The sequence below is a fragment of the Mesorhizobium sp. 1B3 genome (assembly GCF_050958605.1).
Classification (GTDB): domain Bacteria; phylum Pseudomonadota; class Alphaproteobacteria; order Rhizobiales; family Rhizobiaceae.
Map to the genome: position 1 here is coordinate 141,067 of NZ_JBJHDO010000007.1, position 22,925 is coordinate 163,991.

Annotated in this window: 20 protein-coding genes; 1 reads left to right on the forward strand and 19 read right to left on the reverse strand. The window is 60.9% G+C overall.

The genetic code is table 11. The annotated features are described in order from the left end of the window. The 17 genes from ACCO56_RS19765 to ACCO56_RS19845 all read right to left on the reverse strand — a co-directional run bounded on the left by ACCO56_RS19765 (position 1) and on the right by ACCO56_RS19845 (position 19,942). Complete coding sequence (locus tag ACCO56_RS19765) at positions 1–492, reverse strand: hypothetical protein (RefSeq protein WP_433642555.1); 492 nt, start codon at positions 490–492, stop codon at positions 1–3. 1 nt (position 493) lies between these two features. Further along, positions 494–925: a hypothetical protein gene (locus ACCO56_RS19770; protein WP_433642556.1), complete on the reverse strand. Its 432-nt coding sequence runs from the start codon at positions 923–925 to the stop codon at positions 494–496. Positions 926–960: 35 nt separating this feature from the next. Beyond that, positions 961–2,457: a hypothetical protein gene (locus ACCO56_RS19775; RefSeq protein WP_433642557.1), complete on the reverse strand. Its 1,497-nt coding sequence runs from the start codon at positions 2,455–2,457 to the stop codon at positions 961–963. Further along, positions 2,457–2,804: a hypothetical protein gene (locus tag ACCO56_RS19780; protein ID WP_433642558.1), complete on the reverse strand. Its 348-nt coding sequence runs from the start codon at positions 2,802–2,804 to the stop codon at positions 2,457–2,459. The genes ACCO56_RS19775 and ACCO56_RS19780 overlap by 1 nt, the downstream gene beginning before the upstream one ends. A gap of 279 nt (positions 2,805–3,083) precedes the next feature. Beyond that, positions 3,084–3,374 (reverse strand): hypothetical protein, encoded by a 291-nt coding sequence (locus ACCO56_RS19785; protein WP_433642559.1) that lies wholly within the window; start codon positions 3,372–3,374, stop codon positions 3,084–3,086. Next, a complete protein-coding gene (locus ACCO56_RS19790; protein ID WP_433642560.1) occupies positions 3,328–4,104 on the reverse strand; it encodes a hypothetical protein in 777 nt (258 codons plus the stop codon). Before ACCO56_RS19790 ends, ACCO56_RS19785 begins: the two co-directional genes overlap by 47 nt. A gap of 116 nt (positions 4,105–4,220) precedes the next feature. Next, a complete protein-coding gene (locus tag ACCO56_RS19795; RefSeq protein ID WP_433642561.1) occupies positions 4,221–5,690 on the reverse strand; it encodes a hypothetical protein in 1,470 nt (489 codons plus the stop codon). After that, positions 5,681–6,340: a phage adaptor protein gene (locus ACCO56_RS19800; RefSeq protein ID WP_433642562.1), complete on the reverse strand. Its 660-nt coding sequence runs from the start codon at positions 6,338–6,340 to the stop codon at positions 5,681–5,683. Before ACCO56_RS19800 ends, ACCO56_RS19795 begins: the two co-directional genes overlap by 10 nt. A 177-nt stretch (positions 6,341–6,517) precedes the next feature. Beyond that, entirely contained in the window at positions 6,518–7,762 is a 1,245-nt protein-coding gene (locus ACCO56_RS19805) for a P22 phage major capsid protein family protein (RefSeq protein ID WP_433642563.1), read from the reverse strand. A gap of 150 nt (positions 7,763–7,912) precedes the next feature. Next, a complete protein-coding gene (locus ACCO56_RS19810) occupies positions 7,913–8,767 on the reverse strand; it encodes a hypothetical protein (protein WP_433642564.1) in 855 nt (284 codons plus the stop codon). Positions 8,768–8,831: 64 nt separating this feature from the next. Beyond that, positions 8,832–11,132 carry a hypothetical protein gene (locus ACCO56_RS19815; protein ID WP_433642565.1) on the reverse strand — a complete coding sequence of 767 codons (2,301 nt, stop codon included), beginning with the start codon at positions 11,130–11,132 and terminating at the stop codon, positions 8,832–8,834. 900 nt (positions 11,133–12,032) lie between these two features. Beyond that, complete coding sequence (locus ACCO56_RS19820) at positions 12,033–14,081, reverse strand: portal protein (RefSeq protein ID WP_433642566.1); 2,049 nt, start codon at positions 14,079–14,081, stop codon at positions 12,033–12,035. Beyond that, the gene (locus ACCO56_RS19825; RefSeq protein ID WP_433642567.1) at positions 14,081–15,445 is read right to left on the reverse strand and encodes a PBSX family phage terminase large subunit; all 1,365 of its coding nucleotides are present in this window, start codon (positions 15,443–15,445) and stop codon (positions 14,081–14,083) included. The genes ACCO56_RS19820 and ACCO56_RS19825 overlap by 1 nt, the downstream gene beginning before the upstream one ends. Continuing rightward, entirely contained in the window at positions 15,390–15,680 is a 291-nt protein-coding gene (locus ACCO56_RS19830) for a hypothetical protein (RefSeq protein WP_433642568.1), read from the reverse strand. The genes ACCO56_RS19825 and ACCO56_RS19830 overlap by 56 nt, the downstream gene beginning before the upstream one ends. A 1,310-nt stretch (positions 15,681–16,990) precedes the next feature. After that, positions 16,991–17,644, reverse strand: a complete 654-nt coding sequence (locus ACCO56_RS19835) for a DUF6973 domain-containing protein (protein WP_433642569.1) — start codon at positions 17,642–17,644, stop codon at positions 16,991–16,993. A 938-nt stretch (positions 17,645–18,582) separates the two neighbouring features. Continuing rightward, positions 18,583–18,846 carry a hypothetical protein gene (locus ACCO56_RS19840; RefSeq protein ID WP_433642570.1) on the reverse strand — a complete coding sequence of 88 codons (264 nt, stop codon included), beginning with the start codon at positions 18,844–18,846 and terminating at the stop codon, positions 18,583–18,585. 592 nt (positions 18,847–19,438) lie between these two features. Continuing rightward, positions 19,439–19,942, reverse strand: a complete 504-nt coding sequence (locus tag ACCO56_RS19845; protein WP_433642571.1) for a hypothetical protein — start codon at positions 19,940–19,942, stop codon at positions 19,439–19,441. Between the two features lie 307 nt (positions 19,943–20,249). Between ACCO56_RS19845 and ACCO56_RS19850 the strand changes: the two genes are divergently transcribed. Continuing rightward, on the forward strand, positions 20,250–20,444 hold the full coding sequence (locus ACCO56_RS19850) for a hypothetical protein (protein WP_433642572.1): 195 nt from the start codon (positions 20,250–20,252) through the stop codon (positions 20,442–20,444). A gap of 31 nt (positions 20,445–20,475) precedes the next feature. Here ACCO56_RS19850 and ACCO56_RS19855 read toward each other — a convergent pair whose 3' ends face one another. Both ACCO56_RS19855 and ACCO56_RS19860 read right to left on the reverse strand, forming a co-directional pair. After that, complete coding sequence (locus tag ACCO56_RS19855) at positions 20,476–22,011, reverse strand: phospholipase D family protein (protein WP_433642573.1); 1,536 nt, start codon at positions 22,009–22,011, stop codon at positions 20,476–20,478. Beyond that, positions 22,011–22,820 (reverse strand): endonuclease/exonuclease/phosphatase family protein, encoded by an 810-nt coding sequence (locus ACCO56_RS19860; RefSeq protein WP_433642574.1) that lies wholly within the window; start codon positions 22,818–22,820, stop codon positions 22,011–22,013. The genes ACCO56_RS19855 and ACCO56_RS19860 overlap by 1 nt, the downstream gene beginning before the upstream one ends. Positions 22,821–22,925: the final 105 nt, after the last annotated feature.

The following is a 22,925-nucleotide window of genomic DNA, read 5'->3' on the forward strand; positions in this document are numbered from 1 at the left end:
CTATCGACCTCCCCCGCCGCGACTGCCGGGCTGTTCCATGTCCCATTGCAGGGGCGTGAGCCCCGGATTGTTGTAGTTCATCGCCATCCACCGCTCGGCCTGGGATTTCAGGATGGGGTGATCGGACTGCTGGTAGCCGCGGACCCATGCCGGTATGAATCGATCGAGATCGGCAGAGGCTGACTTGCCCGGTCCGGCGATTGCCTGAGCATTGCGCTGAGCAGCCTGGTCGATCATCGGCTTGATGTTCGGCACCAGGGCATCGATCGACTGGTTGGAAATCGGCGTGCCGCCATAGCCGGTGGCGGCCAGCAGCGAATTCATGCCGCCCAGCGTCACGTCCGAGAGCGGCGCCTGCGTCGGCCCGTCATAGACATTGTGGCCGATGCCGGCATCGTAGAGCCGCATGCCCTCGGAAGCGGCCTTCGTCAGCAGGGGCTTGGCCCATGCCGGCGGTTCGCTTGTCTGTTTGGAAGTCGTCGATTTTCCCATGTCACAATCCCTTGCGCCAGATGACAGCGGTTTCCCGGTAGCCGAGCGGCTCCATCAACCGTTTCCAACCCTTGCGACCGACGAGCTGAGCTTCCGTGGCCCCATGCTCCCGCGCCGCCCATTCCTCGATATGCAGGAGAAGCGGCATGCATTCGGCGAGCCGCTCGCCACCGACCTCCGCCAGCAGCAATTGTTTCTTTCCGGTGGCGTCGATCGTCACGATCTCCGTTACCGGCGTCAGGATCACCCGGCCGCTCTCGTCCGTGACGATCCAGAGCTGGCGGCGGCCCTCCGCGCATTGCTGGAGGATATGCGCGACGCTCTCCTCCTCGGCAAAGCGGCGGCAATATTTCTCGAGACAGCCGACGATGCCCGGCCACAGCGGAGCGATCTCCGCCGCTGTCATGGTGGTGGAGAGACGGATGGTCAGCACAATAGGCTTCCCCTCTCGAAAACGAGGTGGTTCTGCTAGGTTTCAGGGTTCACGGAAGTGCCGTCTGCACCCTCGGGATGACCTTCCCGCAGACCAAAGAATTGCTGCGCCTGTTCCTGCGTAAGTAGGCCGGCTGCAACCGCGCCACCGATGCCGTATTTCTGTCCTTCGGGACTCCTCAGAAAATTCATGATTCTCTCGAGCCACTGCTGATCGGCGAATTGCCAGACGTTGCCTAGCAGCATTGAACGATCAGCATAGGCCCGGTTCTCGCGAACAGGGCGTGTCGCCGCCCAGTTGGGAAACATGATCTCGCGTGGGATCGGCTTCATGAAGCTGCCGAGATAGATCCCGGGTAATGTTGCATTGTAGGTCGGATGCGGCACCAGTGGCTTCGTGTTAATTCCTGCCCCCGGAAAGACTTGTGCGATGGCAGATCCCGAGGCTCCGGATAAACGGTTGAGCAATTCAGGTTCTGTCAGCGCGTACCGCGTCGAGGCAATGTCTGGGAAGCCTAGCTTCTGGAATCTGTCCTGAGCCATCAATTGCGCGAGATAGGTTCGCGCGTCTCCCGGTTTTGCCATCCATTGATCCGTCAAATTGTCGACACCCGGAAAATCCGGATATCTTAGCCGCATATCAGCATCAAACGATGTCTTGGCCAATTTTGTCACTGGAGCCAGCTTCATCTGTTCACGGATCGCCTCCGTCATCATCCGGCTGTAGTCAAGCGAGCGTGGGCCCATCGACGTGTACATCAGATAAACTGGAACGCCTGCCTGCCCTGCCCAATCGATACGGTCGGAGAGCCGCGAAAGCGCGCCTGCTTCCGATGCCCACACATCCGGATTGTCGCGCATGAGTTTGAAACCGCCCTGCAGGTTGACCGGCTGTTCAAACCGGTAACCATTGATACCGGCCAATTCCTTTCCAGCGATCGTGCGGTCACCGACGGCAGGGATGATAATGCCGCCCTGAAGCCTTTCCGGCCAAATGATCTCGTCGGGCTTCAAGATCCGCTCGTTGCTATAGATCGCGTTCATCTCTTCGAGGGGGCGCTTCAGCTTGGTTAGGCTGATCGGATGGCGGAATGTCTTGGCAACCGCATCACCCACCTTGCCGGCTGCGCGGCCAAGGTTCGGGATTAAGCCAGCCCCGGATAGCATAGCGGTGAGGATGTCCCCGCGCTCCGCGGCGCGAGCCGACTCTTCTTTCGCGGTCAGCGTCCCGAACGGGGTGATCCATTCGAGCAGATCTCGCGTGCGGCGTCCGAAGTCTTCGGCGAAGTATTTTGGTGCACCCAGCGCCTTCAGCCCCGAGCCGATACCGACCGCGACGTTCTCGGAAAGAGTCGGCATGCGGGAGTCGATGCCGTATTTCCCCTTATAGACATCCTCCAGCGAGGTGGTGAAGAACCGCTGCAAGGCGGGGAGCCAGCCGCCGTTCTGTGACCCAGCCCGAGGTGGATCGCTCCGCGGCGACAGCCCATCAGGCTGCTCGCCTTCCCGCAACAGGTCGAAAATGCCCGCCATTAACCCGATCTCCCCGGTACGTCTGAAATGGACAAGATGACGTCGAGCGCGTTCGCCGTGCCCGCCTGCACGCGGATCTCGTCGTTCTCGGCGAGTGCGAAGGCTTCGAGCGGCAGCCAGAGCTGGCCGTTGGCGGGCACGACATGCTGGAAGAGCAGCCGGTATTCCTCCTCGGCGCCGGCGCTGAACCAGCTCACCGTCGCAACGGCATCCGTGCCGGTCACGTTGGTGAGCCTGAGCCCGATCACCTGGATGTATCCGACCGCCCTGAACATGGTGGTGTTGGTCGTCGTCGCGAGATGCCCGCCGACCAGCCGGCAGGCATCGGAAACGAAATTCCCGCTCATTTCTGCCCCTCGGATTGTTGCTAAAAATCGTTCCTGAAGCGGCCCGGTCAGGCCCTGAGGCTCGTTGGATTGCCATCCCTCAATGAGAAAGGGAGGTGCGGAACCCTCCCTTCAGTCATAGGCCATCTGTTCAGGTCGTCGCTCGGCCACCAAGCCCCGCCAATGAGCTAGGTGGTCCTGATCCCTATCACTTGGAGCTGACCGCTCTCATGAACGCAGTGATGTTGGCGGTCGCTGTCAGCACCGATCAGACGGCAGGCATCGGAAACGCAATTCCGCTCATCGCTTGTCCCGTTCGGCGAGGTAGCCCATCAGACCGACCGGGGCCAGCGCCGCGGCAAGGCTGTTGAACTGGATGATGTCCTTGAACAGAGGATGGGTGTTGACGCGCTCCCTCCACCATTTCGCGGCCTTGGGAGCGACTGTCTTGACGTAGTTCGGGTCAGCCAGATAGGCCCGCCCAAGTTCGGCGGCGAGTTCCGCGTCGGCCTCCGGCCCCGGTTTGTAGCCGAGTTTTTCCGGCTTATACCTTGTAGACCTTGCGTGGAGTGCGTTCGAAGTCAACGCCACGTTGACGGGCCATATTGAGGTCGGGATTGTTGAGGTCGTTATAGACGAAATTGAGTTCGGACCTCGCGCCCTTGGGAATATTGGCCTTTGGGTCTGATTTCCATTCGCGCGCCAAGCTGTCGAACATGTGACCCATTTCGTGGGCCGTCACCATGTCCTTCTTCTCGGGAGGAAGTGTCTTGAGGACGTAAATGTCGCGCTCAGGATCGCCTGTGGGAGAATAACGTTCGCGATACGCTCCTACTGTTCCTCTTGGAAGCGCTCGCGCCTCAACTGCCTCAGGCCGCGAGCCAATCGTTGCCTCTGTGACGGCGTCATATTGCGACGGTGGGAGGGGGACATCTTCTCCGCCCACCGCTCTTCGGCCGACAACTCTTTCGGCGGTGAGGGGTCGACCGTCAACGTCTTCGAGGAGTCTTCCGGTTTCATCCGCTTTGGCTCCGGAGGGGTAGTCGAGCTCGAATGCCCTGGCTGGTTTGACCGGCGGAGCATAGACGCTCACCGAGCGGCTCGCCAGCTTTTTGATGCCTTTGCCGGCAAAATCTCCGGCGATGGGCGCCAATCCAGCAAGCGTTCCCAGCCCAAGCAAACCGGCCTCGATATCGCTCCCCCTGTTCCACGCTCGCCTGGTTTCATCTGCCTCCGCCCCTTCGCCGACAAATGGTATGAAGTCGACAAATTCACCGACTGCGCGCGAAATGTCCTGTTGGCCATATCGACCGACGCCCAATGCAGCCGCCAGGTCGGCCTCGCCCCAGCCGATGCGCTCGCGCAGAGACGGATTGTAGGACGTCAGTTCACCGAACGGCCTTGGCTCTATTTCTGCCATCTGTCGTTGCTTCCCTGTCATTGCTGCCCTTCGGGTTGGGCGTCAGGCTCGACGCCATGCACCGCCGTCCATTGCTGGCCGGATGGGATCGTCACCTCGAAACGATGGAAACGGCCGCTGGAGCGCGCCGGAATGAGGCCGGTACGTTCCGACAAAATGGCTGGATTGCTCCAGCTCGACGGCCCACCTGCCCTGTCCTTCACCGCAATCCGGCCCGAGGCGGTCGAGGCATCGCACAGCGGCGTGAAGCCGTTGACGAAGCTCCGCTTGCCGGTCGTCAGCTGGACATCGCCCGTCTGCAACGTTGCCGGCAGCGGATCGCCGGAGAAGAAGCCGAGGCGGAAATCGGTGTCATAGGCGGCGATCGTCGGCGTGCCGCCGCTCCAGGCGCGGCTGTCGAGCGAGAACGGCAGTTGGTCGAGCGGAATTCCAAGCGATCTCAGGCTCTCCAGCGTGTAGCCCGGCGTGGTCGCATCGATCAGGCCGGTCATGATCCTGTTGGGTTTGAGCAGCGACCAGCGGTCGACGCCATAGTGGTAGAGCAGCACCTTGTCGAAGGAGTTCTCGAGCGTGTTTCCGATCGAGCGATAGGCCCAGTAGACGATCTTCCGGTTGGGGTCCTCGCTGCCATAGACATTGTAGATCTCCTGGCGCGAGATGTCGTCGATGAAGGAATTGTCCACCCGCTCGATACCGATGCCGACTGGCGGAACGCCGTAGCGGTAGAAGCCGTCGTCCGACAGGTAGAAGATGCCGCTGCCGGTCGCCACCACCGACCGCGGCGCCATGCAGCCATGGTTGGTGAGCGTCTGCTGGAAGGTCATGACCATCGGCGTTTCCAGTGCCAGCTTGCCTTCCCGGACGCTCTCGGCATGGAAGATCACGCAGCCGTTCACGCCGCCGGCGAACCCCATGATCTCGCCGCCGTCGGGGAATGCCTGGAAGTCGGAAGACCTCTGCCGCGGCGTCCAGAATTGCGGCTGGTTGAGGCCCGACCACTGGACCATGCGCTGGTTTGTCGCTAGATGCGCCAGCATGACGAAATCGCCCATCGAACCCACGAATTTGGCGCGCGGCGCGTCCTGCGCGAGATCAGCGAAGCGCACGGGCGAATTGAGGTCGATATACTGCACGGGATCGACGCCGTTGGTCGCGATTAGCCACGAGCCGTATTGAGCGAAGGACCAGCGCTCGGAAGCTGGCGTCAGATAGCCGCCGGCTCTCGACACGTCGATCCAGGCGAGCGTAGCCCCGTCGAACTTCATGAGCTTTGTGGCCGTGCCGGCAAATAGCAGGTAGTTGCCGTTGACGACATAGGCGAGATACGAGCCTTGCGGACGCTCCGGCAACGGCTGCGAGAGCGCCGTGAAAGAGGGGAACGGCCCATAGCCGCCATGAATCGGCAGCACGTTTTCCAGTGAATCGGCAACGTCCGGATCGAAGGACGAACGGTCCGGTGCATAGTTGGCGAAAGAGATCAGGGCCATTCGACATCCGCCGCGTTATAGCTTCCGCGCAAGGGTTGGCCGATGCGCTGCAGCATGGGATCGACAGTGAGATTGCCGCGCTTCGAGCGGGCGATGGCGTTCTTCACCTCGGGCAGGCCGGCATTGAGCACGGCTTGGAACTGGGCGGCGTAGGGGCTGTCGCGGATGAACAACCCGCCCCAGACCAGCACGGCTGCGAGATAGATGTCGGGGTGGTTGGTGAGCAGCCAGTTGGTCGGCGAGCTCTCCGACAGCCGATGGAATTGCGAGAAATGGAGCCGGAAGGGATAGTCTGCATTCAGCGGCCGGTCGAAGCCGATGGCCTCGCCTTCCCTCGCCCAGAAGCGAGGGCGGCCGGGGATAGCCACCAGCGGAAATGTGCCGGAAGCCTTGGGTGTCAGTTCCACCTCGTTGGCGCCGGGCCGCGCCAGGAACAGCGAGATCGGGTGCTCGCAGGATAGCGACGAGATGTCGATGCTTCGCGAGCCTGCGACCCCCGCCAGCGAAGTGTCGAGCCGCACCGGATCGAGCTCCCGGTTGAGCCGCGCCTCGGCGAGCGCGATGAAGTCAGCCGCCTCGCCCGTCAGATCGGCGCGCGCCATCCAGTTGGCGACGGCCGCCTTCAGCTCGGCATGGTTATTCAGCGCCATCGGGCATCACCTTGGCTGGGGTATCCACGAATCCGTCGGGAATGATCTCGCCCGCTTCGAACAGGCGCGCGCCTTCCGTCGAATACATCCAGGTTGCGCAATAGGCCGTAGTGACCGAGTTCGTCGGTTCCTTGCGGCAGGGACGGCCCGAAGGCCGCCCCCTTTTTCGTTCGGCGGTCAAGCCGGCGCCCCGCCGCTCATGCGGGTGGCAAGGCGCGGATCGACCGCCTTCACGCCGTAGAGCACATCAAGACGCCATTTCGATACGTCGTTCACCCCGTCATAGACGGGAATGACGCGCACGCGCGTGCCGTTGTAGGCGCGGCGAGCGACCTCGACGGCGCCGGGAGGGCTTTCGAGGTCCACCATTACAAGCGAGAAGGCGTTCTTGTGGAAGGCGAGATTCTGGCGAAAGGTGCCGCCGCCCGCGCCCGCTACGGTGATCGCCGCATTGTCGGCGGGCGCCGCGCTGACCGTCTGGAAGGCGCCGCCGTCGATGATGGCCGGGCTGATGGTCAACGACGCATTGCCCGCGCCATCGGAATCGGCGTCCGACACGATGACGAACTGGCGCAGGAAGGGCAGCCTAGCCTTGGTCACCGGATTGACGGCGAAGACGCCGGCAATGGTGAACACGTCGCCTGCCTTCAAAATGCCCGCCTGGGAGGCCGTCCAGCCGTCGGTCACCAGCGTCTGCTGGTTGCTATCCTTCACCGCGGCATAGCTCGACTTCTGGTCGGGGCCGTTGACCAGCGGTGTGCCGGTCGCCACACCCACCGAATGGGTCGGCACGTTCTGCGACATATAGGTGTCGAGACCGCCGATGGTGCCGAGCGAGCCGTTGCGATAGGCGCCCTTCGCCGCGTCCTGGATGTAGAGGGCGGTCTGCGAGCCGAGCAGGCCCCAATGATCGGCGGGCGAGAGGATCGCGCAACGCTCGTCGGTGGGCACTGCACCCTCGTCGAGACGTTCCGGCGCCAGCGCGAAGTCCTTGTAGTTCTTCACCGTCGCCCCGGGCGTGCCGACCCAGGAGGGCACGGAAGCGTAGAGCGCCATCAGATCCCGATCGATCTGGTTGGCGAGCTGGATCAGCGCCGGCTTTATGACGCGCTCGGACAGGTCCTCGATGCGGAGCGTCAGATCCTGCGACGTGAACTGGAAGTCGACGCCCTTGAGCTTGTTGACGACGATCTGGGTCTTGCCCTCGATCACGTCCTGAGTGGACATGACCGGGCCGTCGCGCACCGTAAAGTCGGCCGGCTTGCGGATGGAGATCGTGTCGCCGACCTTGTAGCCGTTGATGCGCTTCGTGAAATCTTCTTCGTAGCCGCGAAACACGTTCTTGGCCATGACGAGGTTGTTATCGAGAACCATCACCGCCTCCTTGGCGACGATGTCCGCTGTCAAAGTGGTATTTGCCATTCAAGAGATCCTTTCAGCGAGGTCGCCGCCTCGCCGCATTGGGTTTGGGTCTAAGCAGATTCGGAAAAGTGTCCCGCGGTTTTCCGGACAAAACCTGCGGCAAAGAAGAAGCTAAGCAGGTGAGGCGTGGGCGAAACCACGCAAGCCGGCTTAGCGGCCCCGGCGCATCTGCGACGTGCGGTGCTCGGCGTATTCCTCCATCGACATGTCGTGCAGCGACTTGCCGGCGGAGGGGCTGGAACGGCCGCCGACCATGGAAAGCGGTCGGGCGGTGCGTGCTGTCAAAGCCTTGGGGGCGGTGGCTTTGTTGAGGGCCTGTTCGCCGATACGGGCGAGATGGAGGAGGTTGTAGACCAGGGGGGACATGGCATCCCTCAGGTTCTGGTCTGTCGCTCCTTTCGACCGTGCGAATTCGATGATCTGGAGATCGAGCTCCGGCGACCATCCCTTGATGTGCCTGCGGGCAAAGTCCTGGGTTTCCTCGAAGCGCCTTGCAGTTTCCTGTTGCGCCATCTGGGTCCGCCAACCCTGCCGGTGGTGGAGATCCTCCGCGAGCTGGCCGCGCTGTTCCTTCAAGGTCTGGTAGCGCATCCAGTGCTGCTGCGCGCCGCTCGGATCGTTGGCGGCGAGCTGGTTCCAGTCGAGCTGGGCGTATTGCTCGAGCGCCGTATCGAGGGCGACGAGCGCCGCGCGCGACGTGATTTCCTCGTCGCCTGCCTGGGCCTGCTGGCGGATATGGCTCGCCACATCCTCCAGTCCCCGGCGCTGCTCGGCGAGCTCCTGCGTCTTACGCGTATAGTCGGCTTGCATGAGAAAACCGCCCTTGAGAGCGGCCGGCACCTGATATTGCTTGCCGTCGAATTCGATGACCTCGAATTCCTCGACGGGTTCCGCCTGCTCCTCCTGGTGGTTCTCCAGGCCGGGTTCGATCGGCTCGTCCGCCTCGATTGCTGGGGCCTCCAGTTCGTCGGCAAAAGGATATTGCTCGTCGGTCATGACGATCATCACTCCGTTTCGGTTGGTGAAATTTGGGAGGTCTTGAAGCGGCTTGTCGCGCCGCCGGGGGATTTCAGAACTGCTGACCGCCCGCGTGAGATTCTTGCTTTTCCCGAGGCATCAGGTAGGGAGCCAATGTCACGCCGCCTAAGGTAATAAGCGGGAGTTGGCCACGGATGGTTCGCTTGAATACATCGCGAGGGTCCATTTTTTCCTTTATAGCCGTCAACAGCAGGCTATCTTTGTAAAAATCCATGAGTTTCTTCGAGGGGTCGGAGCGTAGACCGGTAAGTTCGGCGCCACCCAGCCATGCCGATGCCTCCGCCTGGGCGGGCGTCATTCCCAACTCGCGGGCGATGCCCTGAAAATACTGCTCCATCGCTGGATATTCATTTCTCCTTGGTGCCGGTGACCAATAGGAGGGTTGACTCAGTTCCTCGGGGCTAATCAGTCCGGCGTTATATTCTCTCCTGATGTTGCGCGAACCGCCCGACTTTATCGGTAGGAACGTGGTGAGAAAACGCGTGTCACCCGATAGCATCGCCGCCTGTCGAAAAATGTTCGAATCGACGGTCACCGGGAGATAGTTGCCCTTCGCATTCGCGCTTATGGATACCGATTTCGGAAATCTGAGCGGATCGAGTCCCCCGCTCCACACCCGCTCGACGTTCCTGCGGTGCAGCGCCTGGGCCCGATGACCGTAGGGATACGGGTTAACGTCCGGCAGCCGCCGATCGCTCAGAGTATAGTAGAACGAAGTATTGCGAAGGTTTTCCCGCGCCCTGGAGAGGGCAGTCGTGGCGCCAAAGAGATCGAAGAAATGATCGAAGCGCTGGCCGCCCTCCAAGTCTTTTAGCTCGTCGATGAATGCCAGTCTGAGCGGTTCCGCATTGAGCCAGTCCGGTCCGCCCATGCGGATACCGCGCTCTATATTCTCGATGATCTTGTCGCGCACGTAGCGATTGGCGGTCAGATCGGCGATACGCGACGGTACGCCCCGAGGAGGATCGTAGCGCGGGATTGGCGTTTGCGCCACTTGCGGGTGAACACCTTCGCGGAACAGTCCCGCCAATTCGCTATAGGGCGTCTCCGATGCTGTCCCAGGCTTCGGCTGCGCTGGTACGGACATCAACCTGTCCCGCTTTTGGGATGGCGTCGTGATCACACGCACCTTCTCCGGCGCATTGTTCGGCACGTTCGCTACAACATGGCCCTCGCGTGACACCATATCGGCATCGGTGGCGGTCCGATCTGGAACCGTGTGGGTGGGGGCGTTGCCCTGCTGGTCGATGATTGCCCGTGGCTTGTTCTCTACCGGATCTGAAACAGGCGGCAGCTTACCACGAACCGGATGATCGCGGGGTATTGGACTGTGCGGTACTGTCGGCTGAACACCGTCGCGAAGTATTCTCGCCAGTTTGCTGTTGGGCGGCACCGAGGGAAAACTTTGCTGCGGCGGTGCTGGCAAAGAGCCCACCCCGTCCACCACACGGGATGTCATCGGCTCCACTTTCACCTGCCGCTCGGCATTCGTACCTGCATCCTCAACGATAGAGGCTTCGCGCATCACGATCGGTGACACCACATCGGCATCGATGTCTGACCTCTCCGGACCGGTTTGTGGGAAGGTGCCCTGCTGCTCTGCAATCGCTCCGGGATTGCCTTCGATAGGACCTCCCACCGCATATCGCGTCCCCTCGCTTTCGGTTATCTGTCCAACCGCGTCCGGCGCACTCTGGGGTTGTAGCGTCTCGGCTCGGACTGGCGCGCGAAGAGCATGCGGACCAGTAGTCATGCGCAGGATGCCGCCAGGCAGAAACTCTGCACCCAACCCCAATCCAAAGCGAACATGCGGCTCGTATTGCGGTATGGTCCGCCGTGCTATCTGGCCGCCGGTTTCACTGAGAAGTGCCGGAAGCAGCCATTGTATGCCCTTGCGGACCGGACCGCCTCCCACTAACAGTCCCGGTAGGAATTCGGCGGCCGTAGCCGTATATTCTTCAGCCGTGGTTTTTGGTTTGTATGGTGCGCCAATGACCTTCGTCGTGGCCGCGGTCACTTCCTCGGCTGTCGGCACAGAACGGAACTGGCGTGCTTTATTGATCCCGTCGATGGCGGCCTGCGCGCCTGGCGCATTCAGCCAACGCGCTATCGCTTCAGCGGCTGCAAACTGTACTTCGCGGGCAGTCCCGGGAAGGCTGGGTATACCTTCGACCAAGCGCCGCAAGCCGGTACCTACGGCCGCCAAATGCCCCCCGGCCTCCTCCCTAGGCTCGCCCTCCTGTGCGGCGAGCGCTTTGCGAGCAGCCGCCTCGTCAGGAGCTGTGATCCGGTGGCGGGTCCCATCCTTGGCGGTTAGGACGAAATCAGGCATTCAAGCATCCTCTCGATTTTTATGGCTCTGTCGTTCGCCCGCATTCGTGGCGGCCGTGCCGAGGTGCGGCACTGGGGAGATGACAAACGGGGACGATAGCGCTGCGAAGGGCCTGTTGAGCCGCTTCACCTCGTTGGCTGCCGCTGACGTGGATCGATTTCACCGTCGGGCAGCCGGCCGCCTGGGAACGGAATGGGATACTCGGATCACCTCGCCGCCACTTCGCTCGGCTCGGGTCCGAATATGACGAAGCTTCGCTGGCAGCTGCCAGTTGTCAGCGCTGGCGATTTTGGAAGCCGTAAATGCAGATCGTCATCCACGGACCCGCAGGCGAGCGAAGCGAAGCCGAAGGTGATCCGTGGATCCATTCCGTGCCTAGGCGGCCGGCTGCCCCACGGTGCAGAACTCTCAAGAGCGACAGAGCAGCAGGAACGTTCGGAATAGCGTTAGCGCGATACTGCGATTTGTAGATCGCCTACCCCCAGCGGGCTTCATCGACCATCACTCTTTTCCGGTGTTCTACCCTCTCTCGTGCACTGCAACTCATGAAGAATGCACGCTATCGCAGGCGTTGAGCAGGTGACCCCTCCCCACTCCCGCGTGCAAATGGAACAACCGTCAGTGAAATCAATGCATGTCTTGTTCTCGTCGAAAAACTTCTCGACGATTTGCCCTACAGTCTCAGGAGGGGTGTTCTCGCCTTCTTCCGGGAAGGCTCGGCCAAGCATCACAGCCGAAGCCAGCATGATCGTCAATCCAACCCAGATGCAACGGCCCGTGCGCGCCGCCATCCGATAGTCCCGCCGCAATCTATTTGCTCTCGGCATCGTCCTGCTCCCCACCGGCTAGATTTTAACACGCAACAGTAGCACCATTAGATTATAAAATCTATAGTTGTAGTCAACGATCGATGATCGATACGCCAGGATCCATCCGAACGGGCTCGCCCGCCTTCTTCTCCGCCGCCAACTCCGCCTTGTACGCCGCAATGCGCGCATCCGATTCCGCCTTCATCATGGCAATCCGCGCATCGGCCTCGGCCTTCAGCGCCGCGACGCGCTCGTCGCTCTGGATCTCCATGATCTTCATCCGCTCCTGGGACTGGATGAAGGCCTGGCCTTGACTCTGATCGGCCTTGAGCTGCGCGTTCTCCTGTTCGAGCTGGGCAAGGCGCTGCTTGCCGGCCTCGATCTGCTGCTGCACTTCCGGCGGCAATTGTCCCGACGCCTGCGCCTCCATCTTGTCGGCGATCCTGTCGGCGCCCGGCCAGTCCAGATTCTTCGCGAGTTCCGGTCCGACGATCGGCGCCGCAGGCGGGAACGCCCGGATCAGCTCGGTCATGGCGACCGCCGCCTCTTCGCGCCGCGTCGTGTAGCTCGGGCCGGTCGTCACCGTCAGATCGTATTTGCCGGCATTGAGATCATGGATGGCAAGCACCGGATTGCCAGCCATGTCCTGGATCGGCTGGCCGGTGCGAGGGTCGAGCTGCGGATATTGCTGGTTCACCGGCCGGTTCTCCACCTTGCCGTTCTCGCCGAGAATGCGCACGATTCTCGGGCCGTTGTAGATATGCGGGATCAGGTCGATCAGAATGCGGCCCGTATGACGGATTGCGCGCGCCAGATTGTCGATGAAGTGGAAGGTCGAGACATCCCCTTCCCTCTGGCGCGCCAGGATCGCCCGCCCGCTCGCTTCGTTGGAGCGCGCGCCGAGAGAGGCGTCATGCATGCCGATGATCGACTTGATGTCGTCATTGGCATTCAGCGCCTCCTGCAGGCTGCCGGCCGCCGCACCCATGTCCAGCGGCTGGCGCTGCGGCATTTCCGGTCCTTCATATTCGAGATAGGCGTGGCTGCGCGTATTGGCCGTCTGCCATCGTTCCTGGTCGTGGTCGAAGGCGCCTTTCCTGCCGATGAACGGCACTTTCGGCGCCAGCGCCACGAGCTCGGTCGCGTTGGTGCGCCAATAGTTGAACATGCGTTGCGCGTCGATCGCATTGTGGATCAGCGAGCGGAAGTAACGCCGGCCTTCTATGTCGAATTCGTCGCCATAAACGGGCACGATCGGGATGTAGCGGCCGAGCCAGTCATTGTCCTCAAGCACCTCCAGGCCCGACATGATGCGCTGGCGCACCTTGTGGGACTTCGCCATGCGCTCGCTATGGATCTGAAGCGCGCCCGTCGCGGCGAGCGCCTGTAGGTCGGGATCGCCCTCCAGCGCTTCGCGCGGCAGCACCGTGCCGTCCTGCAGAAGCACGATGGGCCGCTCGATCTCCTCGCGCGTCCAATATTCGGCGACGAGCACATGGGCATCCGTGCGCCAATCCGTGCCGATGAGGCCGTTCCAGGCGTCGTCGTCCCAATTCACCCGGGCGCTGTTGCCATATTGCCGCCTGAACTGCCCTTCCGACAGCCGATCCACCACGAAGGCCACGTCCCAATCGGAGGAATCCGCCTCGGAGCTGTTGGGGTCGCCATATACCGAGAACGGGTTGGAAACTCGCTTGATGGCGAGGTCCATGTCGAAGGCATCGTCGAAGGAATATTGCGTCACGATCCGCCAGTAGCCGAAGCCGCCGGTCACCGCGCTCTCGATCGCCGTGTCATAGGCGACATCGGCATTGGAGGTGTATTCGATGTTGCGGATGATGCCGTTAATCACCTCGGCCGTGCCGGGATCGGCCCGGCTGTCGGCCGGATGCACCTTGATCGCCGGCTTGTTCTGGCGGCTGTCATTCACCACCTGGCGGATGAAGGCCGGCAGCTTGTTGATGGTCAGGCATGGCCGCCCTTCGCGGATGCGCTGGGCGCGGATATCAGCCGGCCATTGCTCGCCCTTGCGCGCGAAGAGCACGTCTTCCAGCGCGGTCCGGCGATTGTGCTGCTCCGCGCTCTTGCACTGCTCATAGGCCTGGCGCGCGTGCCTGATGAGATCGTCGTTGTTGGTCATCACCCCATCCATGCTCCGGCGCTGTTCTGGAATACCGACCTCGGACGCCTCTCGCGGGGCGCCTCATAGGCCACGCAGAGAAGCCCGAAGGCGTCGGCCGCGTGGCTCGACCAGTCATGTTCCGGTCCCAGCCCGATATTGCGGGCCTCGTCCTGCTTCTCGTGGTACCAGCCGAGCGCGTCGAGCCCGGCCGAGCATGTCGCCTCGTTGAAGAATATCCCAGGGAAGAGCCGCCTCGCCGCCTCGACACGCTTCAGCGCAGCACCCTTGCCCTGGTTCGGAATGGTTTCGACCTTGAACCCGGCGGCGGCGATGTGATCCTCGAAGCGCACCGCCGTCACCGCATCCCCGCGATTGCCGTCATGCGGCAGGATGCATTCGGCATTGCCCCAGCCCTTCGACCGCAGCCATTCCAGATGGACCGCCAGCGGCTGGCCGGAAGCCTCGTAATAATCTAGCACGCGGATCTCGCGGCCGACGAACTGGGCGATCCAGATGGCGGTGGCGTCGCGCACGCCGATGTCCCAGAAGGCCTTGACCGGCAGCAGCGGGTCGCGCGGCACGAAGCCGATGCGCCCCTCGATCCGAGCCTGCGCCAAAGCCTCGGCGTAATAGGCGCCCTGCTGCACGGTGGCATAGCCGCCTTCCCAGATATGGTCGTACTGGTCGGGCGAAGCGCGCAGGCAATCCCTGCGCTCCTGTTCCAGCACGGCGGGAAACCACGGATTGTCCGACCAGTTGGCCCGCACCACGACGGCGCCGGTCGGCAGTTCCGCTCCGCGCAACAGCCTGTCGATTGGGTCGGATTTGCGTCGCGGGTTCCAGCTCGCCCAGATCTCCGATCCTTCGGCCCGGATCGTCGGGCGCAGAAGACCGAGCGAGCGCGCCGACAGCGTTTGCGCCTCCTCGATCCAGGCGCGCCTGAAGCCCTCGAACGACTTCACCGAATCCGCCGTGTGGTCCTGCATGCCGTGGAAGGCGATGAGCCCGTCGCCCGGTGTCTGGATCACCTCGCGGAACACCTTGAAACCGTCAGCTTCGCCGAGGCCGAAGTCGGCAAGCTTGGCTTCGATCAGGCGCTTGGCCGATTGCTGCAGGCTCTTCTGCACCTCGCGGATGCAGAGCGAGAGCAGGCCCTTCTCGGCCAGGCTGTCCTCGATCAGCAACCCGGCGAAGAAATGCGACTTGCCCGAACCGCGCCCGCCATGGGCGCCCTTGTATCGAGCAGGCTGCAGGAGCGGCCGAAAGATCCTGGCCGTCTCGATGCGCAGCGCCGGGCGTGCCGCCGGCTGCGGTCCTTCTTCCCCGCTAGTCGCGGGCGTCGCGAGGGTCGACGATTTCGCGGACGATCTTTTCGACGGCATGGGCAAAGCTCTTCTCGGGCCCGCTACCCAGCGAAATGCTGGCGAGATCGGGCAGGGTTTTCTTGAGCAGCATCTCGATGACCTTGAGCTTGGCGGCATCGAGCTCGACCGGGTTGCCGGCCTCGTCATTCTCGCCGAGCACGTAAAGCTGAAGCCGCTTGACCAGCTTCACGGTGTCGATCGCCGCGCGCGCCTGTTCGCCGGGGTCAGCCCCGGCGCTCTTTTTCCTTGCCATCGGCCACCGGATGAGTGGGATCCCTCGAGGCCCGCTTTGCGGGCACCTCAGGATGAGGAGTTTGGTACCAAGCGTCCTCATCCTGAGGTGCGAGCGAAGCGAGCCACGAAGGACGAGATGCCCACCAATCGGATTTGAGGAGAAAGAACGCAAAACCCGCCGCGACGGATCGGGCGGGCGCAATTCTTCGAAAGTGAAACAATGCGTCATTAATTCATCCGTGGCGAAAGGTTTGTCAATCGCAATCCTGGGTAGTCAGAAAAATGTGATCGATGGGCGGTCACATGCCTGACAGCACGCCGCCACTTGATCTACGCATCTTTCCGAAATCGATTTTCGGGCCGATGCGTTAGCGCGAAGCCAAGCGGCCTGGATGGGCCGCGCCGGCGATGGCGGCCCCGGATCTGTCAACATCCAGTGCCAGTGGTGATGACATGGGGCGGGCATCTCGGCCACCGCCACCCTGCGCCGCAAAGGCTCACTTAGCGAGTTGGCCGCCTATCCGAGGCGACTACGACGACCGGCAAGGGCCTGCCCGCGGCAACACCTTGCGGGAAGTTAAAATCAAAAGCCTCTGCTAAACAGCCTCTTAGTATAAAAGATAACAAGAGCGTATGTTGCGATCAGGCACAAAGTGCCAGGCTTAAGCGCCGCAAACAGGGCTGCAACTATCGAATCTTCCCAATCAAAGTACTTCCAGCTAGTGAACCTAAGCGCTGCAACCGCGCCAGCGACGCCAAACACTAAGAAATCAAAAAAATTCTTGTTTTCAGACTCGAAACCGCAGGAACGATGACGATCGACGCATATGCCATCGACAGATGCCAGAACGAGTTCCATCTGGGATAGGGCAGTTGATCCCAAAAGAACACAGCGCAAAAAACCAGATATCCGATAGCCGCGGCCAGCAAATGCTGCACAAAACGGATTGTGTAGCCGATATACGCACCAGACACTCTCATTACTCCCTCCGCAACCATTTCGCAGAACACAACCTGAGATTGAGGCATTTCTGATATCTGCAGGCCTGAAGCGTTGCGGCCGGTTACTTCAACGGCACGACCAGCTTACTGTCTCGATCGCCGCGCGCCTGTTCGCCAGGGTCAGCCCCGGCGCTCTTTTCCTTGCCATCGGCCACCGGATGAGTGGGGGAGAAATACAAACCCGCCGCGATGGGATGCGCAGGAACAATTCTTAAAATATGAAAGAATGTTTAAGTAATTCGTCGATATCTAAAGGTTCGTCAAACGCAATTTCGCGTTTTTATAAAAATGTCAACAGGAACAATCGACACCAATAGAACAGAACAACTACCAGCGTAGCGCATCGATTCGTTCCGAGACGCTTGGAATTCTACCCTTCCTGGCAGAGGTCTTCACGCCGGTCGGCAGAAGACGGCTTGTTATTACCAATGCCTCGTCAACATTCCTTAACAAGCGCCTGTTTTTCATGGACTCGGCTAGAGCGGAGCGAGGATCACTTCCCTTGGGCAGGCCCTCCACGGCTTGGAGGCCCTCGCGATTGGACCAAAGATCCATGAAATGTTCATTGAAATTGTTCGTAGCCGATCTCTCATGTGCGTCAGCCTGCCGCTTGGCTGCAGCCGGATCGCGTGGGGCCATGAGAGCCACCCAGAGTGCATGACGATAAGCATCGCGGCAATCATTGTGCGGATCCCGCCCTGGATCATAGTCGACGCCCGGTTCGCATCCAGGGATGTCGAGATTCAACGCCTCCTTTCTGGCGGCCTCCGCATCCTGCTGCGCTTGCTCGTACCAGAGCCCGTCAGGTGCATTTGCAGCCGTGTTGATGAGCGCGGCCGTAGCGTCGCCGATGCCATTGGAAGTCCAACCGAACTCCCTTTCCAAGACCTCCCTTTCAGGAGCGTGCAGCTTGGACGTGAAAGCGTATACGTTCCTTGGGTGGTATTTGGGATTGTCGAGAAATCTGCGATGGTCTGCCATCTGCATTCCTTCTGAGCATGTTGCACTGCCGATGATTTTGGGTTGCCCAAGGAAACTTCGACCGGGAGTCGCGCTCGATCTCAGCGACGGCGGATCCGTGAGAAAGCGCTCGAAGCAGGCCCACGCGCAAAAGAATGCGGCGAAGGCGGTTCCGTCCTAGTGTCCGCGGCGCAAGCCCATATCCGAGCCCTGGCGATCCTCTGCCGCCAAATCAGAGCGCCGCTCCCGGGTGCCCTCACTCACGGACGGTTCCGATCAGCTTTGTTCCATCATATATGACGTCATATGATTTAATTTGCTCATACAAATATTCGCTTAACATAAGATCATCTCGGCCAGATACTTTTATAATCATATAGTATGTGCTATCTGCCTGTGCGACGTATCTTCTACTTGAGTAGGGATGAACGTTGATTTGTGTTACTGTTCTGTAATTTAAACTGTTTTCTATATGAAATTCGACGTTTATCTCGTCTTTTGTTTTGTTTTGGACGTTCATTTCAATCATATAGTACGGAGGCGAGAAGATTGACCCGACAAAATATCCGAAAACTAAAAACGAAATTGCTATCGCAACGTAACGCATAGCAAATAGATACTTCATTACGTTCCAAATCCGATCGAGAAGCGGCGCAATTCCTCAGAACTTGGTTACCACAGACTGCTGTGCCCGTAAAGGTAGAACATCTACCTTATGCATCTTTTAATTGCAGGACCTGAGACGACGGCCACGCGGCACGGCAAAGCCCTTGTCGGGCCTGCCAGCGCAAACACTTGCCAGCCGACTGTCCGCAGCGAAGTCCGGAAATCTTTGTGGAACATCGAACTCACGGGACGATTGCAATCGCAATCCTGGGCGGTAAGAAAAATGTGATCGACTACCGACACACGTTGTCCCGTCTAACCTGCTTCCGCCAGCGACATCGGCCTGGGCGGCATTATTTCCTGGAGTTCCTGGGTACTGCCTGCAGAAGGCTATCGACGATTATCTTCTCCAACAGCCTTCGATCCGTTCGCTCGGCACGAACGCCGGGCCTGTATTTCTGAACATATGTCGGCCGCTCTTCCAGATGCGCATCGAAGGCACTCGGCATGCGCATGCTTTCGACATCCCTGAATGGCCCGATGCCGCCGATGGCCTCGGCGATGTCCCGGGTACAGGAAAGCCATCCGCCACCACCGATGGTGTCGATCCTTTCCATGATCTGCTGTTCTTGCTCAGGAGTGGTGTCGTACCGACGTACCGTGACATCCGGTCCATCCTGCAGCTGGTTTCTTTCGTAGTCTTCCCAGCGACACATCCGGGCCGATCAGGAACCGGCCGCTGCCAATATCTTTCGCTGGATAGGCCCCGTTGGGATCGTAAAGGGCGTTGTATTCCGGATTTCCGTCGTCGGAAAGGATTGCGAGGCCTGTGTGTGTGCCTATCCAGGGAATGCCACCGGGCCGGTTGTTGTTCGAAATGATGTATGTGTCGGCGACCCGCACTGGCCTCTCGGAAAATGCGGGACGACCGGGGAACCATTGCCCGAGGTCCCGGCTGGCGCGCAAAGTCGGCAAAGCCGCTCTTCGGCTTCGTTCAGGGCGCCCTGCGTATTCTGGCGCTGTCGAATTGTATCTCATGTGAGTTTCCTTCAACCTGAGCGACGCATGGCGTAACACGGCCGCGAGCTGGACGACGAGGCTTGCGCGTCCAAGCAGGCGGGTCCGAAGCAACCCACTTCGCAGACTAATGATGAGCGAAGGCGTGAAAGCCGACGGCACCTCGCGAGAGCCGAAAGACCTTGTAGAAAGTCAGGTCCTTGCGCCGAGCAACGTCCTAGTCACCAGAATAACAATCAAATAAACTGCGACGAACAGCAGAGAGAAAGGGTTTAGAGCTGCAACCACTGCGGAAAAAATTGCATCATCCCAGGTAAAATACTCCCACCCTGTGTAGAAAAGTGGCGAAAAAGCACCAAAAACAAGAAAGAGCGAGAATATGATGACAGCCCTCTTTTTCAAATTCGGTGTTTGAGGAACAATTACGATCGAAGCATATGTCATCGTGAGGGCCGAGAACATGTTCCATCTGGAGGGCAGCTCACACCAGAAGAACAATGCGCAAAAGGCCAGATATGCGAGACCCGCAGCCATGAGATGTTGGGCATTTGCAGGGCCAAGACGCGCTCTAGGCATCGCCGTCAACCTGTGTTTGTATGAATTTCGATATATGCAATCATCGATTGCGGTAATTTCAAGGCCTGATAAATCTATCACGATGCAGGGGAAAGACATTTTCTGCCCAGCTTTGGCCAAAAATACAAAGCCCGCCGCGGTTGGGACCAGGCGGGCGCAATTCTTCGAAAGTGAAACGATGTGTCAGAAATTCGCTGACTTGCCCCCCGCTTGTCAAGTGCAATCCAAGGTGATCCGCAAGATGCTGACGTCTCATGCCATGGTTGAACTCCCTATGCCGAAAAGCACGAGGCAGCCGTGCTGCGACAGCCCCGCAATAGGAGCCGACCGAGACCGGCCGCTCCCCGGCGCAAGGCTTCGTTTTTCAGCGCGATTCCGGGAACGCTCTCTGTTTGGCCGCGTTTGCCACTCAGGGAAGGAGCAAGCCATGGAAAGGACCAAGCCAGAACGCAAACCACCTCTGTCCTTCATCAACCGCGGCGGCAAGCATGCTTCGGGCGTTGCCGTCGGCGACGAGGATCCCAATTACAGTCCGATGGACGACCGCAGGACGGCGCCCCCGGCCGGGCACAAGATCAAGTCCGCAGAGAAAGGTCGCGGCATTCGCAGCAGTCGCATTTGACGCATCTGCCAGCCGGAACAGCCATTTCTGACTACAATTGCGATTCGATCGGCAGCAGCCCGATCGTCCAGGCCATCAGGCGGCGGGACCAACCCGCCGCTGGCTCGCGACCTGAAAGCGTTGCCGTACCGTCCCGCCAGACCACCCTGCCCTCTTCGACCATGAGGCGATAGCTCGCGCCCGGCGAGGTCTGTCGCTGGAATTCCTTGCGGATCTCCGCCACGAGGTCGGCCTGTTCGAACAACACGCCCATTTCCGTGTTCAGCGAGGCTGAGCGCGGGTCAAAATTGAACGAGCCGATGAATCCCAGCCTGTCGTCCACCGTGAAAGCCTTGGTGTGCAGGCTGGCGCCCTTCGAGCCCATGACGGAGATATCGCCGCTTCCCGCATAAGGTCTGAGCTCATAGAGGCGTATGCCGTCTTCGAGCAGCGGCAGCCTGTATTTCGAATAGGCGCCATGCACGGCCGCGACATCCGTGGCAGCCAGCGAGTTGGTGAGAACGGCCACGTCGACGCCGCGATGGGCAAGCGCCTGAAGCCGGGCCGAGCCCTCCACGCCGGGGATGAAGTACGGGGATGTGATCTCCAGGCGACGCTCGCTGGACGATATCGCCGGCGTAAGCTCGGAAAGGAGCCAGTTTTCGCGCCTTTCGCCTGCCGCTTTCTCCGGTGGATCGGAAATCACGGCGGCGGACGACGTCCAGTGGAGCCGGCCCTCTATCATGCTGGCGACCGACGCATTGCGCCGCACCCGCTCGAAATAGGGATGGGCCGCGTTGCTCTCCATGAGTTTTGCCAGCGATTTCCTGAGTCGCCGCAGCCGATGCTTGCGCAGCGGGGCAAGCGCGCGGATCGGGATCGCCGCGTCGCTGTTCCAGAAAGCGTCGAAGATCGTCCGCGTCTCCGCCACCGTCTCGCCCACCAGGAGGACATCGAGATCGCGGAAGTTCGTCTCGGCCGCATCGAAGTATTCGTCGCCGATGTTGCGCCCGCCGACGATCGCCAGCGCGCCGTCGGCAATCCAGGCCTTGTTGTGCATGCGCCGCGTGACGGAAAACGCCCGCAAGGCCATTTCGAGGCCACGCTGCAGTGCCCCTTCCCGGGCTCGGCTCGGATTGAAGATCCGCACCGAGATGTTCGGATGGCTGTCGAGGGAAAGATAGGCCGCGTCGCTGCCGCGCGTGTTGATGTCGTCGAGCAGCAGCCTCACCCGAACGCCTCTGTCCGCCGCCTTCACCACCTCGTTGGCGAGCATGCGGCCGGTCAAGTCGTTGTGCCAGAGATAGTACATGAGATCGAGGCTCGAGCCGGCATGGCGCGCCGCCAGCGCCCGGGCCGCGAAGGCGTCGAGGTTCTCCGGCAGCAGCACCAGGCCGCTCGCGCCCTCGCGCCCTTCTGCCAACCGCAAGGCTGTCCGGCCGATTGCGCTCTCCTCCCCGGCCGGCGACAGCGCGAATGACGGTTCGCCCTTCGCATGGGCGGCGAACAGCCCGTAGGAATAGACGGCGAGGAAGGAGGCCAGGCAGAACAGACCGAGGATGATCGCGACGATCAGGAGGATGAGCATCACACCATTTGCTGCGAGGGCGCGAGATCGACGCGCGCCTTTAGCGGCAGATGGTCGGATGCCATGCGAGCCGTCGGCGTGTCATGGGTCTCGATGCTGGTGATGAGGTCGTGCGGGCTCGCCAGGATGCGGTCCAGCGCAAGCAGCGGAAAACGCGAGGGAAAGCTCGGTATGGCCGCCTCGATCGGCCCGAAATCGGGTAGCAGCGTTTCCAGCGACGAGCGCCGTCCGACCCGCCATTCATTGAGGTCGCCGAGCAGGATGGTCGGCCGGTTGCCGGCGACCGCATGCTCGAGTAGGTGGGCGGCCTGGAGGGCGCGCGAATGGCGCAGCAGCCCCAGATGCGCCGCGATCACCCGGAACTCCACGCCCTTGCGCTCGATATCCACCACCAGCGCCCCGCGTGGCTCGACGCCCGGCAGCTTCAGATGTTCGACCCTCCGGATCGCACCTTCGCGCACCAGGAGCACATTGCCGTGCCAGCCGTGACCGGTGGAATGGCGGGGCGGCTCGACTGGGACGAGATTGGTGTCGCGCTGGAGGCGGTGAAGGTCGAGCAACCCCGCCCTGCGGCCGAAGCGCTCGTCGGCTTCCTGCAATGCAACGATATCGGCATCGATCTCGCTGATCACGGTCGCCACGCGCTCGGGGTCGAACACATTGTCGACGCCGACACATTTGTGGACATTGTAGGACGCAACCGTCGTGCTGGCGCTTGGCGTCCCGGCCTTTGCGTAGCGCATCGGCGTCTTCTGCAGCGCCGCCACCAGCGACTTCGGCAGGGTTCTCGGTCTTTGTTCGATGTTCATGCGAAGCAATAGATAATCAATCCCCTCAAACCTGCCATAAGACTTTCCGGGTGGCCCCAATCTGAAAGCACGCATGTTGTGGCGGTTTGTTGACCTCTCCTGCGG

Bases quoted from the DNA above. Each gene is read 5' to 3' on its own strand.
- ACCO56_RS19765 (WP_433642555.1), bottom strand. From the start codon at position 492: ATGGGAAAATCGACGACTTCCAAACAGACAAGCGAACCGCCGGCATGG.
- ACCO56_RS19775 (WP_433642557.1), bottom strand. From the start codon at position 2,457: ATGGCGGGCATTTTCGACCTGTTGCGGGAAGGCGAGCAGCCTGATGGG.
- ACCO56_RS19780 (WP_433642558.1), bottom strand. From the start codon at position 2,804: ATGAGCGGGAATTTCGTTTCCGATGCCTGCCGGCTGGTCGGCGGGCAT.
- ACCO56_RS19795 (WP_433642561.1), bottom strand. From the start codon at position 5,690: ATGGCCCTGATCTCTTTCGCCAACTATGCACCGGACCGTTCGTCCTTC.
- ACCO56_RS19800 (WP_433642562.1), bottom strand. From the start codon at position 6,340: ATGGCGCTGAATAACCATGCCGAGCTGAAGGCGGCCGTCGCCAACTGG.
- ACCO56_RS19805 (WP_433642563.1), bottom strand. From the start codon at position 7,762: ATGGCAAATACCACTTTGACAGCGGACATCGTCGCCAAGGAGGCGGTG.
- ACCO56_RS19810 (WP_433642564.1), bottom strand. From the start codon at position 8,767: ATGATCGTCATGACCGACGAGCAATATCCTTTTGCCGACGAACTGGAG.
- ACCO56_RS19815 (WP_433642565.1), bottom strand. From the start codon at position 11,132: ATGCCTGATTTCGTCCTAACCGCCAAGGATGGGACCCGCCACCGGATC.
- ACCO56_RS19820 (WP_433642566.1), bottom strand. From the start codon at position 14,081: ATGACCAACAACGACGATCTCATCAGGCACGCGCGCCAGGCCTATGAG.
- ACCO56_RS19825 (WP_433642567.1), bottom strand. From the start codon at position 15,445: ATGCCGTCGAAAAGATCGTCCGCGAAATCGTCGACCCTCGCGACGCCC.
- ACCO56_RS19830 (WP_433642568.1), bottom strand. From the start codon at position 15,680: ATGGCAAGGAAAAAGAGCGCCGGGGCTGACCCCGGCGAACAGGCGCGC.
- ACCO56_RS19835 (WP_433642569.1), bottom strand. From the start codon at position 17,644: ATGGCAGACCATCGCAGATTTCTCGACAATCCCAAATACCACCCAAGG.
- ACCO56_RS19840 (WP_433642570.1), bottom strand. From the start codon at position 18,846: ATGGAAAGGATCGACACCATCGGTGGTGGCGGATGGCTTTCCTGTACC.
- ACCO56_RS19850 (WP_433642572.1), top strand. From the start codon at position 20,250: ATGGAAAGGACCAAGCCAGAACGCAAACCACCTCTGTCCTTCATCAAC.
- ACCO56_RS19855 (WP_433642573.1), bottom strand. From the start codon at position 22,011: ATGCTCATCCTCCTGATCGTCGCGATCATCCTCGGTCTGTTCTGCCTG.
- ACCO56_RS19860 (WP_433642574.1), bottom strand. From the start codon at position 22,820: ATGAACATCGAACAAAGACCGAGAACCCTGCCGAAGTCGCTGGTGGCG.